The 17168-nt window shown below is 68.7% G+C and carries 19 protein-coding genes; 12 read left to right on the top strand and 7 right to left on the bottom strand.

Annotation, left to right across the window (positions count from 1 at the left end):
- Positions 1–38 precede the first annotated feature (38 nt).
- From NS4_RS28425 to NS4_RS32490, 5 genes are all read left to right on the top strand, one after another.
- On the top strand, positions 39–626 hold the full coding sequence (locus NS4_RS28425) for a TlpA family protein disulfide reductase (protein WP_063062566.1): 588 nt from the start codon (positions 39–41) through the stop codon (positions 624–626).
- Between the two features lie 247 nt (positions 627–873).
- Complete coding sequence (locus tag NS4_RS28420) at positions 874–1758, top strand: cytochrome c biogenesis CcdA family protein (protein WP_063062565.1); 885 nt, start codon at positions 874–876, stop codon at positions 1756–1758.
- Positions 1755–3374 carry a cytochrome c biogenesis protein ResB gene (gene resB / locus NS4_RS28415; protein ID WP_063062564.1) on the top strand — a complete coding sequence of 540 codons (1620 nt, stop codon included), beginning with the start codon at positions 1755–1757 and terminating at the stop codon, positions 3372–3374. The genes NS4_RS28420 and resB overlap by 4 nt, the downstream gene beginning before the upstream one ends.
- A gap of 90 nt (positions 3375–3464) precedes the next feature.
- A complete protein-coding gene (gene ccsB / locus NS4_RS28410; protein WP_063062563.1) occupies positions 3465–4433 on the top strand; it encodes a c-type cytochrome biogenesis protein CcsB in 969 nt (322 codons plus the stop codon).
- A 167-nt stretch (positions 4434–4600) separates the two neighbouring features.
- A complete protein-coding gene (locus NS4_RS32490; RefSeq protein ID WP_157106301.1) occupies positions 4601–4825 on the top strand; it encodes a hypothetical protein in 225 nt (74 codons plus the stop codon).
- A 58-nt stretch (positions 4826–4883) separates the two neighbouring features.
- On the opposite strand, the gene NS4_RS28405 is transcribed toward NS4_RS32490, so the two are convergent.
- Both NS4_RS28405 and NS4_RS28400 read right to left on the bottom strand, forming a co-directional pair.
- Positions 4884–5084, bottom strand: a complete 201-nt coding sequence (locus tag NS4_RS28405; protein WP_063062562.1) for a hypothetical protein — start codon at positions 5082–5084, stop codon at positions 4884–4886.
- Between the two features lie 222 nt (positions 5085–5306).
- Positions 5307–5519, bottom strand: coding sequence for a BldC family transcriptional regulator (locus tag NS4_RS28400; RefSeq protein ID WP_063038164.1), 213 nt, complete (start codon positions 5517–5519; stop codon positions 5307–5309).
- A gap of 159 nt (positions 5520–5678) precedes the next feature.
- On the opposite strand from NS4_RS28400, the gene NS4_RS28395 reads away from it, so the two are divergent.
- The 3 genes from NS4_RS28395 (at position 5679) to NS4_RS28385 (ending at position 10665) form a co-directional block, all read left to right on the top strand.
- Positions 5679–6122, top strand: a complete 444-nt coding sequence (locus NS4_RS28395) for a DUF4229 domain-containing protein (RefSeq protein WP_439955819.1) — start codon at positions 5679–5681, stop codon at positions 6120–6122.
- Positions 6119–7204, top strand: coding sequence for an L-cysteine desulfhydrase Cds1 (gene cds1, locus NS4_RS28390; protein ID WP_063062561.1), 1086 nt, complete (start codon positions 6119–6121; stop codon positions 7202–7204). Before NS4_RS28395 ends, cds1 begins: the two co-directional genes overlap by 4 nt.
- A 62-nt stretch (positions 7205–7266) precedes the next feature.
- Positions 7267–10665, top strand: coding sequence for an ATP-binding protein (locus tag NS4_RS28385; RefSeq protein ID WP_063062567.1), 3399 nt, complete (start codon positions 7267–7269; stop codon positions 10663–10665).
- A 22-nt stretch (positions 10666–10687) separates the two neighbouring features.
- On the opposite strand, the gene NS4_RS28380 is transcribed toward NS4_RS28385, so the two are convergent.
- Together NS4_RS28380 and NS4_RS28375 are read right to left on the bottom strand one after the other, a co-directional pair.
- A complete protein-coding gene (locus NS4_RS28380) occupies positions 10688–11512 on the bottom strand; it encodes an ABC transporter permease (RefSeq protein WP_063062560.1) in 825 nt (274 codons plus the stop codon).
- Positions 11509–12498, bottom strand: a complete 990-nt coding sequence (locus tag NS4_RS28375) for an ATP-binding cassette domain-containing protein (RefSeq protein WP_063062559.1) — start codon at positions 12496–12498, stop codon at positions 11509–11511. Before NS4_RS28375 ends, NS4_RS28380 begins: the two co-directional genes overlap by 4 nt.
- Before the next feature lie 108 nt (positions 12499–12606).
- Here NS4_RS28375 and NS4_RS28370 point away from each other — a divergent pair, with 108 nt between their 5' ends.
- The 3 genes from NS4_RS28370 to NS4_RS28360 all read left to right on the top strand — a co-directional run bounded on the left by NS4_RS28370 (position 12607) and on the right by NS4_RS28360 (position 13880).
- Positions 12607–12828 (top strand): hypothetical protein, encoded by a 222-nt coding sequence (locus NS4_RS28370; protein ID WP_039826929.1) that lies wholly within the window; start codon positions 12607–12609, stop codon positions 12826–12828.
- Positions 12829–13398, top strand: a complete 570-nt coding sequence (locus NS4_RS28365) for a Clp protease N-terminal domain-containing protein (RefSeq protein WP_063062558.1) — start codon at positions 12829–12831, stop codon at positions 13396–13398.
- A 98-nt stretch (positions 13399–13496) separates the two neighbouring features.
- A complete protein-coding gene (locus NS4_RS28360) occupies positions 13497–13880 on the top strand; it encodes a phage holin family protein (protein ID WP_063062557.1) in 384 nt (127 codons plus the stop codon).
- Positions 13881–13884: 4 nt separating this feature from the next.
- Here the strand turns inward: NS4_RS28360 and NS4_RS28355 are convergent, their stop codons facing one another.
- The gene (locus NS4_RS28355; RefSeq protein WP_063062556.1) at positions 13885–14757 is read right to left on the bottom strand and encodes a 1,4-dihydroxy-2-naphthoate polyprenyltransferase; all 873 of its coding nucleotides are present in this window, start codon (positions 14755–14757) and stop codon (positions 13885–13887) included.
- A gap of 164 nt (positions 14758–14921) precedes the next feature.
- On the opposite strand from NS4_RS28355, the gene NS4_RS28350 reads away from it, so the two are divergent.
- On the top strand, positions 14922–15209 hold the full coding sequence (locus tag NS4_RS28350) for an Rv3202a family protein (protein WP_063062555.1): 288 nt from the start codon (positions 14922–14924) through the stop codon (positions 15207–15209).
- 44 nt (positions 15210–15253) lie between these two features.
- Here NS4_RS28350 and menE read toward each other — a convergent pair whose 3' ends face one another.
- Both menE and NS4_RS28340 read right to left on the bottom strand, forming a co-directional pair.
- On the bottom strand, positions 15254–16417 hold the full coding sequence (gene menE / locus NS4_RS28345) for an o-succinylbenzoate--CoA ligase (RefSeq protein ID WP_063062554.1): 1164 nt from the start codon (positions 16415–16417) through the stop codon (positions 15254–15256).
- Positions 16418–16714: 297 nt separating this feature from the next.
- The gene (locus tag NS4_RS28340; RefSeq protein ID WP_063062553.1) at positions 16715–17098 is read right to left on the bottom strand and encodes a VOC family protein; all 384 of its coding nucleotides are present in this window, start codon (positions 17096–17098) and stop codon (positions 16715–16717) included.
- Positions 17099–17168: the final 70 nt, after the last annotated feature.

Genomic DNA, 17168 nt, shown 5'->3' with positions numbered 1-17168 from the left:
AGCGCAGGAGTAAGGGTGCCGCGGCATTCGGGTCCCGGCTGCTGCCGGTGCTCGCCGCACTGCTGTGCCTGACCGCGTCGGCCTGTTCGACCGGTACCGACGCGGTGGCCACTGGCGGCACCTTCGAATTCGTCTCGCCGGGCGGGCAGACCGATATCTTCTACGATCCGCCGTCCACCCGTGGCACGATCGGCAAGCTCGCGGGTCCCGAGCTGATGTCCGATACCGGGGAGAACGTCTCGGTGGAGGATTTCCCGGGCCAGGTCGTCGTCATCAATCTGTGGGGGCAGTGGTGCGGGCCCTGCCGCGGTGAGGTTCCCGCGCTCGAACAGGTCTACGAACAGACCAAAGATCTCGGGGTCGCTTTCCTCGGGATCAATGTCCGTGATCTCCAGCAGGACAAAGCACAAGATTTCGTCATCGATAATCACGTCGGTTATCCGTCTATCTACGACCCGTCGATGCGCACGCTGCTGGCGCTCGGTGGAAATTTCCCGACCAGTGTCATTCCCACAACTCTGGTGCTGGATCGGGACCATCGGGTGGCGGCGGTTTTCCTGCGCGCCCTACTCGCCGAAGATCTTTTACCGGTGGTGCAGAGCATCGCCGCGGAGGGAGCATCATGAGAAGTCTTCGATCCCGAGGCGTACGCCGCTATGGGGCGACCCGGCCGCCGCGCGGAGTCCGGGCCGAGGTTCTGGTGAAGTCCTCGCTCGGCTCGTGGGAGCTACAGCCCGCGGTCCAGCAGCCCGGCAGTGATCGGCGGGTGTCGAGTTCGCGCCCGTCCGGTGGCCGGGGATCGACCGCGCCGGGTGGCCGCGGTGACGAGCGGCGCGTGACCGGCTCCGAGGGCGAATCGGAGCGTAGTTCGCGTTGACGGTGTTGGCAGGAGTGGGGGAATCGTTTCAGCAGACAGCGGCCACCGGGCCGTTGCTGCTCGCCCTCGGCGCCTGCCTGCTGGCCGGTCTGGTGTCGTTCGCTTCGCCGTGCGTGGTGCCGCTGGTGCCGGGGTATCTGTCCTACCTGGCCGGTCTCGTCGGTGCGCAGGCGCCGCCGGCGACCGTGGACCAGGCCCGGCGCAACCGGAGCGCGGCGCCCGCCGGTGGCACCGCCACGGCGGCGCTCACCGAAACCCCGGACGCCGCGGAGACCGCGTCCGCGCCCGATTCGGGGCGGGTGCGCGTCGCGGGCGCGGCCGGACTGTTCGTCGCCGGTTTCACGGTGGTGTTCGTGCTGGCCACCGCCACCGTCTTCGGTCTCATCCAGACACTCAATGTGAACCGGGAACTGCTGCAGCGCCTGGGTGGCGTGGTCACCATCGTGATGGGCCTGGCGTTCCTGGGCCTGATCCCGGCGTTGCAGCGTGATACCCGGATGGAGCCCCGGCGGTTCGCCGGGATTGCCGGCGCTCCGCTGCTCGGCGCCGTGTTCGCGCTCGGCTGGACCCCGTGCCTGGGTCCGACGCTGTCGGGTGTGATGGCGGTGGCCGCCGGTACCGAGGGCACCACCGCGGTGCGCGGCGTCGCCCTCATCGTCGCCTACTGCCTGGGACTCGGCCTGCCGTTCGTGATCCTGGCGTTCGGGTCGGCGAGCGCGCTGCGCGGGGTGGGGTGGCTGCGGCGTAATTCCCGCCGGATTCAAATCGTCGGTGGAATCCTGCTGGTCGCGGTCGGGGCGGCATTGGTCACCGGGGCCTGGGACCAGTTCGTCGGCTGGGTCCGGGACGGCTTCGTCGCGGAGGTGACGTTGCCGATATGACCGTGACGATGCCTCCCGAGACACCCCCCGTCCTACCGCCCCGGCAATCCCCGCTGGGCCGTGCCCGCGCGCTGGTGCGCAACGCCTGGCGGGGGCTCACCAGTATGCGGACCGCGCTGGTGCTGCTGTTCCTGCTGGCCCTGGCCGCGATTCCGGGCGCCTTGCTGCCGCAGCGCAGCCTGAACGAACAGAAGGTCGCGACCTATATCGCCGACCGGCCGGTGCTCGGTGAGTGGATGGACCGGTTCGAGCTGTTCGACGTGTTCTCCAGCTTCTGGTTCACCGCGGTCTATGTGCTCCTGTTCATCTCCCTCGTGGGTTGTATTCTGCCGCGCACGGTGGACCACTACCGCGCACTGCGGACCCCACCGGTGCGGGTGCCGCGCAATCTGGCCCGGCTGCCGCACCACCATCGAGTGGTGCTCGACGGCAATGCGGACGAGATCGCCGAGCGGGCCCGGACGCGGCTGCGCGGCTGGCGTATCGAGACCCGGCCGGGGGAGCGCGACGGCGAGGTCACGCTGTCGGCGGAGAAGGGCTACACCCGCGAACTGGGCAATCTGGTGTTCCATCTGGCCCTGGTGGGTCTGCTGGTGGCCATCGCGGTCGGGAAGCTGTTCGGTTACGAGGGCAATGTGATCGTCGTCGCGAACAACGGGCCGGGTTTCTGCACCACCTCGCCGGCGGTTTTCGATTCCTTCCGGGCCGGGAACGTGAACGACGGCACCGGAATGACTCCGATGTGTGTGAAGGTGAAGAATTTCCGGGCCGACTATCTCGACAACGGGCAGGCCGAGATGTTCACCTCCGATATCTCGTATCAGGAGGGCGCGGATCTGGCCGCGGGTACCTGGCGGGATACGACCCTGCGGGTGAACCATCCGCTGCGGGTCGGTGGGGACCGGGTGTACCTGCAGGGGCACGGTTACGCGCCGACGTTCACCGTGACCTTCCCGAACGGTGAGACGCGCACCGAGACCGTGCAGTGGCAGCCCAACGATATGCAGACCTTCCTCTCCAGCGGGGTGCTGCGGATCGATCCACCGGGTGGAATGTTCGCCACCGAAGCGGAGCGGCGGCAGAATCAGATCGCGATCGAGGGACTGTTCGCGCCGACCGCCGCTTTCCATGGGTCGCTGCTCACCTCGGTGTACCCGGAGATGACCGATCCGGCGGTGGCGGTCGATATCTATCGTGGTGACACCGGGCTGGACACCGGCCGTCCACAGTCGATCTTCGCGCTCGATCAGGAAATGGTCGCGCAAGGCCGGCTCACCAAGGAAGCCCGGGTGAATCTGCGGCCGGGTGAGACCACGAAGCTGCCGGGCGGCGCCGAGGTGCGTTTCGACGGGGCCGAGGAGTTCGTGAATCTCCAGGTGTCGCACGATCCGGCGCAGCAGTGGGTGCTGGTCAGCGCGCTGGTGATGATGGGCGGGTTGCTGGTCTCGCTGCTGGTTTCGCGGAGGCGGGTCTGGTTGCGGGTGACCCCGGAGGGTACCGTGGAGCAACGACGCGTCGTAGTAGAGATGGGCGGCCTGGCCCGTACCGATCAAGCCGGCTGGGGCGGGGAGTTCGATCGCCTGCGGCACCGGCTGCTGGACGCGTCCGGCGACTGATCGCCGCCCCTGAACACCCGCGTGGGCGACCACGCACGGGCAGCAGCGCTGTCCACCGAGCACCGCGGTACGAACACGGGAGATGTAACGATGCCGATCGACGATACGCTCGCCGGCTACAGCGACCTCGCCTACAAGACGTCGATCGTCGTGTACGCGCTGGTGCTGCTGCTGTTGATCGTGCAGTACGCCTCGACGCGGGTCCGGCAGGTGAGCGAGCGGGAGATGGTTCCCGCCGGTGGCGTGGCCGCGGGTAGTGCGACTCCGGGCCGGATCGTCGAGACGCCGACCCTGCCGCTGTCCGAGCGGTTCGGCAACAGCGCCTTCTCGGTGCTGTTCGTGGCGGTGGCCCTGCACGTGGGCTCGATCGTGCTGCGCGGGTTTTCCACCGGGCGATTTCCGCTCGGCAATATGTACGAGTTCGTTTCGATGGCGACCGCGGCCGCGGCGGTGGTCGGCCTGGTGCTCATGCGGGATGCGCGGTATCGGGCGATATGGGTGTTCCTGCTCGTACCGATGCTGATCCTGATGTTCCTCGCGGGCACGGTGCTCTACACCGACGCGGCCCCGGTGGTACCCGCGCTGCGCTCGTTCTGGCTGCCGCTGCACGTCACGATCGTGAGCCTGGGCAGCGGTGTGTTCCTGGTGTCGGGTGTGGCGAGTCTGCTGTTCCTGTACCGGCTGCGTCAGCCCGAAGGCGCCGAATCCTCGAATATCGTGGGTGCGATCGCACGTCGCCTGCCCGATGCCCGCACCCTCGACCGGCTGGCCTACCGCACCACCATCATCGGGTTCCCGCTTTTCGGCGCCGGGGTCATTCTCGGGGCGATCTGGGCCGAGGCGGCCTGGGGCCGCTTCTGGGGCTGGGATCCGAAGGAGACCTGCTCGTTCATCGCCTGGGTGCTCTACGCTGCGTACCTGCACGCACGGGCCACCTCCGGCTGGCGGGACACAAAAGCCGCGTGGATCAATGTGGCGGGTTTCGTGGCGATGCTGTTCAACCTCTTCATCATCAATCTGGTCGTTTCCGGGCTGCACAGTTACTCCGGCCTGACCTGATCGGACGGCTATTTCTCCGGCCGTAATGATCGTTACTCCGCTGCAATGCCCAGTTGCTATTGTTCGGGCGGGTTATTTGCTGAACTGTACGAGGCCCGGCCTGCGATACACCGGGCGTGACCGGTCATTTCCCCTCCATAGCGCGGCGAGCAATGAGGAGAGCGGCAGTGGATTCGGAGAATCTCAGTTCGAATAACAGCGGCGATGCCGATTGCTGCACATCTGTGGCCGCGAACAACGCGCTCATCTGCGGTCTGGAGCCCGACTCCCTGGTCAGATTGGTGCGCACCGCGGTCGGCTTGCCGGCCGAGGCGCTCGACCGTCTGGCCGTGGTCGCGGATAAATTACGTGCGGTCGAAGGGCTGCCTCAACTGGACAGCACCAGCGATTGATCCCGACCTCCGGGCCGCGGGGCGAACCCGCGGCCGGTTTTGTCGCCGGGGAGTGGGGTCAGTGCTCCGCGGGCCCCGGATCGCCGTCCCGATGTTTCTGCTGACGTGAGATACGCCAGAGGAATTCGGGATCGTCATCCGGGCCGAGAATACGTTTTCGGGTCGGTCCCGAAGTGGGCGTGCTCTGCCCGGGGCCGAATGCCTTCCAGCACAGCACCACGATCGCGATGATCGCGATGAGTGCCAACAGGTACATCACGTGGCTCACCTCCTTCAACGAGGTTAACTCCGCGAGCCGCTACGGGGTAAGTGCGGCCGCGGGGCCGACGTACCTGCGCCTTCGCTGCCGTCGCGCGCGGACCGGCGGATGGACCCGGCCACACCGTGCTCATAGGACGGTGCGCTCCGCCGGGACCAGCTCAGCCGCGAGAAGAAGCGGCCGAGCTGCCCGCGTAGTGACGCCGTCCGTGGGGACGCGGACTCAGCCGCGTACGGTCGCCTCGGTGGTGAGCGATTCGAGCAGGCGCATCACCTCCGATTCGCGGAACCGGCGATGGCCACCCGGGGTCCGCAGCGAGCCGAGCCGTCCCGCATGCGCCCAGCGGGTGACGGTCTTGGGGTCTACGTGGAACAGGGCGGCAACCTGGCCCGGGGTCAACAGGTTCTCCTGCGCCCCCATGGCGATCGCGGTCATGGCAAACCTTTCTGTTTCGTCACGTCTTCTCATCGGGTTCCGACATAGTGGCACCGCGACCCCCGGGTGTTCGAACCACCTACTGTTGGTAAAGCGGAGGTAATGGACAAAACGGATACGCGGTACGAAGGGGTTCGGTGCGTCGCTTACGCTGGTCAGGTGAGTGACGCGAACCTATCCGAGGAACCGAACGCCCCCCGGCCCGGTACAACGCCGGGCCGTCGGCTGGCCCGCAATCTGGCGCTCTACACCGTGGCCCGGCTGGCGTTGGTCGCGCTACTCACCGCTGTGATCGTGGCGGTGACCGCGCTCGTCGGAGTGCAGATTCCGCTGGTCGTCGCGATTCTCTTCGCGATCGTCATCGCACTGCCGCTCTCGCTCACCCTGTTCAAGGGGCTGCGCGCGAAAGTGAACTCCGATATCGCGGCTGTGGACGAAGGCCGCCGCCGGGACAAGGCGCAGTTGCGGGCCCGGCTGCGCGGGGAGCCCGAGGCCGCCGCACCGGAGAAACCCGCCGCGCCGGAGCCCGGCACAACCCCCGAGAGCTCGCCGCAAACGGATCCGGAGCGGGGAGAAAAGGGCAGCTCCGGCGGCCCGGCGTGAAGTCCTGCGCGCGCGGCAATCCGCGCGACTGGGCCGATGAGGCGGTCCGGCTCATCGATGCCGACGCCCAGCGCAGCGCCGACACCCATCTGCTCCGGTACCCGCTGCCGGCCGGCTGGAATGTGCAGCTCTACCTCAAGGACGAATCCACCCATATCACCGGCAGCCTGAAGCACCGGCTGGCCCGGTCCCTGTTCCTCTACGCCCTGTGCAACGGCTGGATCACCGAGGGGACCACGATCGTCGAGGCCTCCTCCGGATCGACCGCGGTGAGCGAGGCGTATTTCGCCCAACTGCTCGGCCTGGACTTCGTGGCGGTGGTCCCGGCCAACACCTCGCCACAGAAGATCGCGCTCATCGAGGCCCAGGGTGGGCGGTGCCACTACGTCCGGCGCCCGCCCGAGATGTACACCGAGGCGGCCCGGCTGGCCGCCGAATGCGGCGGGCACTACCTCGACCAGTTCACCAACGCCGAACGTGCGACGGATTGGCGCGGTAACAACAATATCGCCGAGTCCATATTCGACCAGCTGACCCTGGAGACCCACCCGGTGCCGGAGTGGATCGTGGTCGGCGCCGGCACCGGCGGTACCAGCGCGACCATCGGCCGGTATCTGCGCTACCGCAGATACCCGACCCGGCTGGCCGTGGTGGATCCGGACAACTCCGCCTTCTACGGTGCCTACGAAACCGGGCTGCGCGACTACACGACCGGTATGCCGTCGCGGATCGAAGGGATCGGGCGTCCCCGGATGGAACCGTCGTTCGTCCCGGAGGTGGTGGACCGGATGATCCACGTGCCCGACGCCGCCTCGATCGCCGCGGCCCGGTTCGCGAGCCGGGGTCTCGGCCGGAAGGTGGGCGGTTCCACCGGCACCAACTTCTGGGGTGCGTGCGCGCTGATCGCGCAGATGCTGGCGACCGGGCGCAGCGGCAGCGTGGTCACCCTGTTGTGCGACGGCGGTGAACGCTACGCGGGCACCTATTACAGCGATGAATGGGTCGCGGACCAGGGGTGGGAGCTGGCCGAGCCCACGGCGGTCCTGGACGAGTTCCTGGCCACCGGCCGGTGGCGGGCCTGACGCCACGACCCGGTGGTGACGACGCGCTGACGGGGTGGTTCGGCGCATACGATGGCGTCGGTATGGTTGTCGATCCCGGCCGCTCGCCCGGCCGTCCCCCGGTGATCCCGGCATTCGCGGACGAAACACTCGTGGTCACGTTGCTGGGTCGTATCGCGCTGCGCCGCGACGGCGAACTGGTGGCATTGCCGGGGGCCCGGGCCCGATTGCTGCTGGTCGCGCTGGCGCTGCGGCCGGGTCGCAGCCGCAGCGCCGCCGTACTCATCCAAGAGGTGTGGGGCGGCGCGCCCCCGCGCTCGCCGATGAACGCGCTGCACACCCAGATCTCGCGGCTGCGGGCCGCGCTGCCCGAGGGAGTGCTGGAGGCGGGCCCGGCCGGATATCGGCTCGCGCTGGGACCGGAACAGGTGGACCTGACGGCCGCGCGGCAGTCGGCGCGCCGGGCCGGCGCCGCGGTTTCCGCGGGTGATCCGGCCACGGCGCTGGCCATCGTGGAAAGGGCCCGCGGCCTGTGGTGCGGTGAGCCGGGCACAGATCTGCCGCCGAGCGAACCGGCCACCGAACTCGCCGGTCTGGCCGCGGAATACGCCGGCGACCTCGACGATATCGAGCGAGCGGCCCGGGAGGCCTGCGGCGATCTCGATGGCGCCGTCGAGATCGCCCGCGCGCAAGCGCGGCAGCGGCCCGCGGACGAGGCCCGCGCCCGAACCCTGATGCGTTTGCTCGCCGCAGCGGGCCGCGACAACGAGGCATTGGACGTTTTCGCCGCACTGCGGGCGACACTGGCCACCGAACTCGGTACCGATCCCGGGGCCGCGATCACCGAACTCAACACCGCGATCCTGCGCGGCGGTAACGGATTCGAGACGCAACCGGACCGACCCGGATCGGCCGCGCCACCAACACCGTTCGCGGCGGTCGGCGTGCGAGCCGCGCCCAACGCGCTGCTCGGCCGTGCCGACGATCTCGCGGAACTGGCCCGCCTACTCCGCGTTTCGCGGGTGACCACCGTGCTCGGGCCCGGCGGGGCCGGAAAGACGCGGGTGGCCAATGAACTCGCCGCCCGCTCGGCCGTCGACCGTCCGGTGGTGCTGGTGGAACTGGCCTCGGTGCGTCCGGAGGGTACGAGCCGGGACGCGGTGGTGGATATCGAGTCCGCGATAGCGGGGGCGGTGGGGCTCGGGGAGACCGTCCGGGATCGCGCGCTGCCGCAGGTGCGCCCGCCCACCGACAGCAGCCGCCGGCTCCGCGACGCGCTGTCGGCCCGGCCGATGCTGCTGGTACTGGACAACTGTGAACATCTGATCGACAGCGCGGCCCTGGTGGTCGCCGACCTGGTGGGCAGCTGCCCCCAGCTGACCGTGCTCACCACCAGCAGATCGCCGCTGGCGATCACCGCCGAAACGGTGTTTCCGCTGGCGCCGTTGGCGATCGACCCCGGCGGGTCACCGGCGACCGACCTGTTCGCCGCCCGGGCCCGCGCGGTCCGGCCGTCGGTCCGGCTGGACCCGGTGGTCGTGGCCCGGCTCTGCCATACGCTGGACGGCTTGCCGCTGGCCATCGAACTCGCCGCCGCCCGGGTGCGGACCATGAGCGTGGAGGATATCGAGCGGCGGCTCGACCAACGTTTCGCTTTGTTGCGCACCGGCGACCGCACCTCGCCGGAACGGCACCGCACCCTGCACGCGGTGATCGCCTGGAGCTGGAACCTGCTCGAGCCCGCCCAGCAGATCGCCCTGCGCCGGATGTGCCGTTTCCCCGCGGGTTTCACACTGGACGCGGCGGAGGTGGTGGCCGGGGGGCCGGAGGTCGGTGATATCGCGACAGCTGTCGACGGACTGGTCGGGCAGTCGCTGCTGACCGTTGTCGAGGACACTGACGCCGATCACGTAGTGAGTGTGCGCTACCGGATGCTGGAGACGGTCCGCGAATTCGGTGAGCAGCAGTTGATCGCGGCCGAGCACGAGAACGGCGGCGAGGTCGAACTCGTGGAGTCGCGGATGGCGCGCTGGGCGTGCGAATTCGCGGTGGCGGTCGCGCAGCGATACCTCGCCGGTGACGAACTCGGACCGGCCCTGCTCATGGTCGCGGAACTGGACAACCTCGTCGCGGTGCTGCGCCGGGCCGAGGCGGGCCGGGACCGGGTCACCGTCTACGCCGTTTTTCCGGTGCTAGCCATGCGATGGGTCGCGCACGGGGCGCACCTGGAACTGCTGGGATGGATTCCGCGGCTGCTCGCGCTACCGCCGCCCGGGCACGCGTCGGGCACCCACGCCGATCTGCACATGCTCGGCCATGCCATGACCGCACTGCACCTGGCTTTCATGACACGCAGACTCCGGGAGCTGGCGGTGGTCCGGTCCCGGGTCCGCGCGCTGCTGCGGTATGCCGTCGGCATGACCGGGACCCTGCGCTATCTCGGGTTGTTGCTGACCTGCCCCGCCGATGCGATACGGCTGGCCCGGTTGCTCGCGGACGGGGCGCGTGCCGACGACGAACAGATCAGGGTCGTCGCGCTGGTCGCCCGGGCGAATATCTGGGAGAACATGGGCCGCATCCATGCCTCCCGCCGCGACGCGCGGGCCGCCCGGGCGCTCACCGGCGAGGCACAGGTGTGGAATCGGGCGATGGTGGTGCAGCATCTGGGCGCGCTGGACGGGCAGACCGCGCATTACCGCGAATCGGTCGGCCATTACGAAGAAGCGACCGAGTTGCTGCTCCGGATCCGGGCCTACGACGAAAGTCTCGAGGTGCGGTCGTATCTGGCGGTCGGCCTGGCCGGTATCGGGGATCCGGTCCGGGCGCGCCGGGAACTCGCGGCCGCACTGGGTCTGTCCGGTTCCGGCCGGGCCGGGCTGGAACTGATCGACGACCCGACCATCCGCCGCAATCATCGGCTGTCCACGATCGCGGCGGGCCTGGCCGAGGTCGAAATGGCCGAGGGCGATACCGAGGCCGGACTGGCCCATTTCCGGCGCGCGCTGGACCTGCTGGCCTGGCAGGAAGGTGAATTCACCCCGGGCCCCGGGGCGCTGCTGATGTGCGCGACGACCGTCGCCGCGCATGTGCTCGCCGGTCGTACCGAGACGGTCGCGGTGCTGGTGCCCGAGCTCGCCGGTATCGCGCTGGACCGGCTCGACACCGTCCTGGATCTCCCGCAGATCGGTGCGGTGGCCTGTGCGCTCGGCTCGGGGTTGCTGGCCTTGGACGAGCGGAGTGAGGCGGGCGTCGAGCTGCTCGCGCTGGCGCAGGTGGTGTCGGGCCGGCAGGACTATCCGGTCATCCGGTGGGAGCGGCACTGCGCGCTGTGGCGGGACAGGATCGGTGCGCCGCGGCTGAACGCGGCGCTGGCGGCCGGGCGCCGGTTGCGCAGGAATGTGGCCGCTGCGCGGATCGTGGAGTTGATCGGGGGGATCGCGACGGGGACACCGGGCCCGCTCGATCGCATCACGGCCGATTGAGCGGGCCCGGCGGACACGGCCATCAGGCCCGGCGCATATAGGCCCGGACGGTCAGCGGCGCGAATACCGCGACGATCGCCGCGGCGCCGACCAGGGACCAGACGACGTGCATTCCGATATGGCCGGTGTTCATCAGGTCCCGGCAGGCCCAGACCAGGTGGGAGACCGGGTTGATGTCGATGAACGCCTGCAGCCAGCCCGGCATCGTCTCCTTGGGCACGAAGGCCGGGGAGGCGAAGGTCAGCGGGAACATGACCAGCATGGAGTAACCCTGCACCGCCGAGGCCTTGTTGGCGATCACGCCGAAGAAGGCCCAGATCCAGCTGGTGGCGAAGGAGCAGGCCACGACCAGCAGTACCGCGAGCGCGACACCGGCCGGCTCCGGACGGTAGCCCATGAGGAAACCCATCACCACGGTCAGCACCGAGGCGATGCCGTAGCGGACCATATCGGCGGTCAGCGCACCGGACAACGCGGCGATCCGGGCGATGGGCAAGGATTTGAAGCGGTCGAAGACGCCCTTCTCCATATCCTCTTTGAGCTGCACCCCGGTGACCACCGAGGTCATCACCACGGTCTGGACGAGAATGCCCGGAATGATCACCGGCAGATAGCTTTTCACATCGCCGGAGATGGCCCCGCCGAAGATGTAGGTGAACATCAGGGTGAAGATGACCGGCTGGATCACCACGTCGAAGAGCTGCTCGGGATTGTGCTTGATCTTGAGCAGGCCGCGGTAGGCCATGGTCATGGTGTTGTCGAAGGTCTTACGCAGGCCGACGTGGGCGGCCGGCACCGGTACCGGCGGTGCGACCATGGGCGCGGGTTCGGTCAGTGTCGTGGTCATGCTGCGGTCCGTTCGGTGTCGGTATCGGATTCGGCCGGGTGGCCGGTGAGGGTGAGGAACACTTCGTCGAGGCTGGGTTTGGTCACGGTGATCTCCTCCACGGCGACCGCGCGGTCGCGCAGGCCGATCAGCAGATCGGTGGTGCCGTTCGGGTCGGGCAGCGCCGCGGTGAGCCGGCCCGCCTCCGGTGTGGTCTGGGCCTCGGTGTGCAGTACCTCGGCGATGATCCGGCGGGCGGTTTCGAGCTGGGACCGGTCGGCCAGGGTCAGCTGTAGCGAGGACCCGCCGATGGACGCCTTCAGTTCGTCGGCGGTGCCGTCGGCGATGACCCGGCCGTGATCGATCACCGCGATCCGGTCGGCCAGCTGATCGGCCTCGTCCAGGTACTGGGTGGTGAGCAGGACGGTCGTGCCGCCCCGCACCAGCCTGCGGATGGTCTCCCACATCTGGGCCCGGGTGCGCGGGTCGAGGCCGGTGGTCGGCTCGTCGAGGAACAGCAGCGGCGGGGTCGCGATGAGACCGGCCGCCAGGTCGAGCCGGCGGCGCATACCGCCGGAGAAGTTCTTCAGCGATTTGTTCGCCGCGTCGGTGAGTTCGAATTCCTCGAGTAGTTCGCCCGTCCGGCGTCTGGCGGCCGGTCGGCTCAGTCCGAGCAGCCGGGAGAAGACCATCAGGTTCTCGGTGGCGGTCAGGTCCTCGTCGACCGAGGCGTACTGGCCGGTGACGCCGATGAGCGACCGTACGGCGCCCGGTTCGGCGACGACATCGTGGCCGAACACCCGCGCACTGCCGCCGTCGGGGCGGAGCAGAGTGGCCAGCATGCGGATGGTCGTGGTCTTTCCCGCCCCGTTCGGCCCGAGTACGCCGTAGACCGAGCCCTGCGGCACGGCCAGGCTCACCCCATCGACGGCCCGCTGGGTGCCGAAAACCTTGACCAGGTCGTTCGCTTCGATCGCGAACGTGGCCGCGGATACGTGATTCGTCATAGCGGCTACAGTCCTCTTCCCGTCTTGCACGGCTCTTGCGCCGCGATTGCGTCGACCTTTCGTCAATTTTTGTTGACATCGGGCGGGAGTGTCAATAAAAATTGACGTATGACTGAAGCAACCACGCTGGCCGCGGCGGCGGGCAGCCCGGACCCCGCGGTGGGTCTACGGGCGGTGCTGGCGCTGCGCAGACTCCTCGAACGGCTCGAAGCGATCCAGGTGGGCAATGCCCGCGACCAGGGCTGGTCCTGGCAGGCCATCGCCGACGCGCTCGAGGTCAGCAAACAGGCGGTCCATCAGAAGCACAACCGGAGAGACAGGGGTCGATAGATGTTCGAACGATTCAGCAGGGCCGCCAGAACGGCGGTCGTCGCGGCGCAGGAGCAGGCGCGGGAACTGAGGTCCCCAGAAATCCGGGTCGAGCACCTCCTGCTCGGACTGTTGGAAGAGGGCGAACCGCAACTGCGCTCGCTACTGGAACAGACCGGGCTCACGCTGCACGGCGCACAGCAATCGCTGAGCGCCGCGACCACAGACGATCCGCTGGGCCCCGGCGACGCCGAGGCACTGCGCTCCATCGGTATAGACCTGGACGCGGTACGCGAAAGCCTGGAAGCCGGATTCGGTGCCGACGCACTGGACCGTGCGATCCCCGCGGACGAATCCCGTCGCCGCGGCGGGCGGTTCGGACATATCCCGTTCACACGCGACGCCAAGAAAGCGCTGGAACTGTCGCTGCGCGAAGCCCTGGCGCGCAAGGACAAATCCATCGAATCAGGACATGTCCTGCTCGGCATCCTGCGCACACCCGGGCCGGTCGCCACCGCATTGCTCGGCGGCCCCGACGCGATCGCCCACCTGCGCGGCGAGATCAACACTCTCCTCGACAAGGCGGCATGAGCGCGGCCGGCCCGGCGTGCGCGGCGTCCGACGCTGCCGGCCGGGCCGGAATCCCGCTGTATCCGGCGCGCGACGCTGCGGTGTGCTTAGCATGAGATATGCAGCTTGTGCTCCGGTTGATCGGCACCGCCTTCGCCATCTGGCTCGCCGCGCTATGGGTCGGCAATATCGAACTCGTCTCCCCGCCCGACCAGGGCAACGGTGCGAAGATCGTGGTCCTGCTCGCGGTGGCGGCGGTCTTCACCGTGGTGAACGCCTTCGTCAAACCGCTGGTGAAACTCCTGTCGCTACCACTGGTCATCCTGACCCTGGGCCTGTTCCTACTGGTGATCAACGCCCTGATGCTGTGGCTCACCGCCTGGATCACCGAAGCCACCGACTACGGCCTGCGGATCGACGGGTTCTGGGCGGCGTTCCTGGGCGCCATCATCATCACGCTCGTCAACTGGGTCATCGGCATCCTGATTCCGGACAACGACTGAGCGGTCAGGTACCGAGCCAGAGGGCGATTGCGGACAGCACGGACCAGGCGAGTAGGGCGAGGCCGGAATCACGCAGGGCGGGGATCAGCTCCAGGCCGGCGCGGTTCCCGCGGACGGGGGCGTTCGCGCGGACGGCCAGGGGGAGCGCCAACAGGCCGGCCAGGGCCCAGGGGGTGCGGGCCGCCAGTGCCAGGGTCAGCACGAACGGGACCACCAGCAGAACCAGATGTACGGTCCGAGTGCGGGTGTCACCCAACTTCACCGCCAGCGTCGTCTTACCGGTTTCGCTGTCGGTCGGGATATCGCGCAGGTTGTTGGCCACCAGGACCGCGCTGGAGAACGCCCCGACCCCGACCGCGAGCGCCACCCCGGCCCAGTCGATCCGAAGCGCTTGGACGTACTGCGTACCCAGTACCGCCACCAGTCCGAAGAACACGAAAACGGCGATCTCACCGAAACCGCTGTAGCCGTAGGGCTTGCTCCCGCCGGTGTAGAACCAGGCGCCCGCCAGGCACACCGCGCCCACCAGCAGCAGCCAGGGGGCCGACAGCACCGCCAGGACCAGCCCCAGGACCGCGCCGATCGCGAGACTCGCGACCGCCGCGCCCCGTACCGCGGCGGGGGAGGCCAGCCCGGAGCCGACCAATCGCAGCGGGCCGACGCGTTCGTCATCGGTACCGCGGATCCCGTCGGAGTAGTCGTTTGCGTAGTTGACCCCGATGATCAGCGCAAGAGAAACACCCAGCGCCAGGAGCGCTTTCCACCACACCGCGCCGTCGACGGCGGCCGCGGCACCGGTACCGGCCACGACGGGGGCGATTGCGTTCGGCAGAGTTCTGGGCCGGGCGCCCTCGATCCATTGTGCTGCGGTAGCCATCTCCGCAGCCTAATGCGCGTGGCGGAGCGCAGCTCATCTACCGGCGCGCGAGACCGGTTACTTGCCCGATCGGATCATCCGGGGCATTCTCGACAAGGTTGGACTGATCTTCCTCTCGGCGGGTAGTCGCCCGGCGAGGCGTATACGGAGGAGAGGAGCCCATCATGGCCCAGCGTGACAAGCTGCCCCGGACGATCGATCCCGGCACCTTCGAAGCAGTGCCCGAGGCCGACCGCGCCGAACAGGACGTACCGGCCTACCCCGACGATGCCCCCGACAGCGATATCGACCCCCGGTCGGTGCCCGACGATATGCCGCTACCCGACGAACCCGCGCTGGTCGGCGGGGGCCCCGACGAGTGGCATGCGAACCCGGTCGATATCGCCGAACAGTCCATCGCGGTCCCGCTCGGGGACGATTACGAAGGCGACTACGGCGACGACGAGTCCTGATCCACCGAGCCGGTCCGCGGCGCGATCCGCCGCGGACCGCTCGCTCAGGACGCCGACTCGGCCAGCAGGTATCGGCGTAGTGCGCTGCGATCGGGCTTTCCCGGCCCGAGCAGCGGGATATCGTCGACGAGGGTGAGTTCGCGCGGGGCGGCCGCGGCATCCAGTTCGGCCAGCACATGCGCACGCAACTCGTCGAGCGTGGGCGCGGATCCGGGCGCGGGCACCACCGCGAGCGCCACCCGCTGGCCCAGCCTGTCATCGGGGAGGCCGAGCACCACACATTCCGACACCGCGGGATGGGTGGCCAGGACCGCCTCCACCACCTGCGGGATCACCAACAGGCCGCCGGTGCTGATGGCTTCGTCCAGCCGGCCCAGGACGCGCAGAACACCGTCCTGGAAAACTCCTGAATCGTCGGTGCGGAACCAGCCCGGCTCGGCGAACGCCGGATGGTCGGGCATATTGCGGTACCCGGTGGCGAGCATCTCGCCGCCGAGCAGAATGCGGTCGTTCTCGATCCGCACCCGGGCCCCGGTCAGCGGGATACCGTCGTAGACGCAGCCGCCGCAGGTCTCGCTCATCCCGTAGGTGCGCACGACATTGATTCCGGCGTCCCGGGCCCGCTCGTACACCGGAGAGGGGGTCGCGGCGCCGCCGATCAGCACCGCGTCCAGTTCGGCCAGCGCGGCGGTGACGTCGGGTGTCTCCAGCACCTTGATCAACTGTGTCGGCACCAGCGAGGTGTACCGGCGTTCACCGCGCATACTCGCGATCGCGCCGGCCAGCGCCTCGGGCAGAAAACCGCCGGAGACATCCACCACCGTCGGCTCGGTACCGGCCAGCAACGACCGCAGCAGCACCTGCAGACCGGCGATGTGATGGGTGGGCAGGGCGAGCAGCCAGCTACCGGGGCCGCCGAGCCGTTCATGGGTGGCATCACCACTGGCCCGCAACGCCGCGGCGGTGAGCATGGCGCCCTTCGGGACCCCCGTAGTACCGGAGGTCGTCACCACCAGCGCGATATCGTCGGCGATCGGTTCGCCCGGGGCGAGCGCCTCACCCAGCCGGCGGGCTTCGCGCCGGTCGCTGGCGGGCACCGGCAGCCAGGCCGCCGAACCGCTACCGTCCAGCACCTGCCGCAGATGCGGCAGCACATCGCTGACGCCGCTGCCGGTGGGTATGGGCAGGGTACGCAATGTTTTCGTCACGGCCGCGCCTTGTACGCGGCTTGCCGGAAGGCCGTGATTCGCTCGCTGCGTTCGGGAACGACAGCGATGGTTTCGAGCCCGCCGGAAAGCGGACGGCAGGGGTCGATACTGCCGGGACGGGGCGCCGGAACCGGCTGATCGGATAGGGCTGGGCCAGGCATGGGACTGCGATTCACTCGTCGGACGGTACGAAAGCGGTCGCACCGGGCGTCGGTGATCGGGCGGCCATTCGATCGTATCGTCGCCCGCGAGGCCGGGGGTTGGCAACCCGGCAGAAAACTCCGACCCGCACCGAGGTCAGCGGGTGTCCCGTCGGATCGGGTGCTCCTCCGGCACCTCGACCAGCACGATCGGTACCCCATCCGGGTCGGTCAACCACATCTCCACCAGACCCCACGGCTCGGTTACCGGTGCCCGGTCGATCGCCACGCCGTTGAGCGCCAATTCCACCGCGACCGCGCCGACATCGCGTACCTGCAACCAGATCGCACCCGCGAAACCCCGCGGATCGGTCTCGGCACCGCCGTGCCCCGCCACCTCGATGAGCGACTGCCCGGCGAAGAAAACCGTTCCGCCCGGGTATTCGCGGAAGATCGCCAGGCCGAGGGAGTCCCGATAGAAGGCCAGGGTGGTCGCGTAGTCCCGGGGGCGCAGGATGATGCGGCTGCTGAGGATGTCCATCGTCGAAAAGTCTAGGGGTGTGACGGCGATATTGTGTCCGATTTGCGGCGCGTGGGGGGCCTGAACGGCG

The organism is Nocardia sienata NBRC 100364 (assembly GCF_001613205.1).
Classification (GTDB): Bacteria; Actinomycetota; Actinomycetes; order Mycobacteriales; family Mycobacteriaceae; genus Nocardia; species Nocardia sienata.
Note: the sequence above shows the minus strand (reverse complement) of the source record. Positions and strands in the feature narration are given on the sequence as shown.

Coding starts and splice junctions, on each gene's coding strand:
- NS4_RS28365 (WP_063062558.1), top strand. CDS start 12,829: ATGTTCGAACGATTCAGCAGGGCCGCCAGAACGGCGGTCGTCGCGGCG.
- NS4_RS28400 (WP_063038164.1), bottom strand. CDS start 5,519: ATGACCGCGATCGCCATGGGGGCGCAGGAGAACCTGTTGACCCCGGGC.
- NS4_RS28370 (WP_039826929.1), top strand. CDS start 12,607: ATGACTGAAGCAACCACGCTGGCCGCGGCGGCGGGCAGCCCGGACCCC.
- resB (WP_063062564.1), top strand. CDS start 1,755: ATGACCGTGACGATGCCTCCCGAGACACCCCCCGTCCTACCGCCCCGG.
- NS4_RS28350 (WP_063062555.1), top strand. CDS start 14,922: ATGGCCCAGCGTGACAAGCTGCCCCGGACGATCGATCCCGGCACCTTC.
- NS4_RS28360 (WP_063062557.1), top strand. CDS start 13,497: ATGCAGCTTGTGCTCCGGTTGATCGGCACCGCCTTCGCCATCTGGCTC.
- NS4_RS28385 (WP_063062567.1), top strand. CDS start 7,267: ATGGTTGTCGATCCCGGCCGCTCGCCCGGCCGTCCCCCGGTGATCCCG.
- NS4_RS28375 (WP_063062559.1), bottom strand. CDS start 12,498: ATGACGAATCACGTATCCGCGGCCACGTTCGCGATCGAAGCGAACGAC.
- NS4_RS28380 (WP_063062560.1), bottom strand. CDS start 11,512: ATGACCACGACACTGACCGAACCCGCGCCCATGGTCGCACCGCCGGTA.
- ccsB (WP_063062563.1), top strand. CDS start 3,465: ATGCCGATCGACGATACGCTCGCCGGCTACAGCGACCTCGCCTACAAG.
- NS4_RS28340 (WP_063062553.1), bottom strand. CDS start 17,098: ATGGACATCCTCAGCAGCCGCATCATCCTGCGCCCCCGGGACTACGCG.
- NS4_RS28355 (WP_063062556.1), bottom strand. CDS start 14,757: ATGGCTACCGCAGCACAATGGATCGAGGGCGCCCGGCCCAGAACTCTG.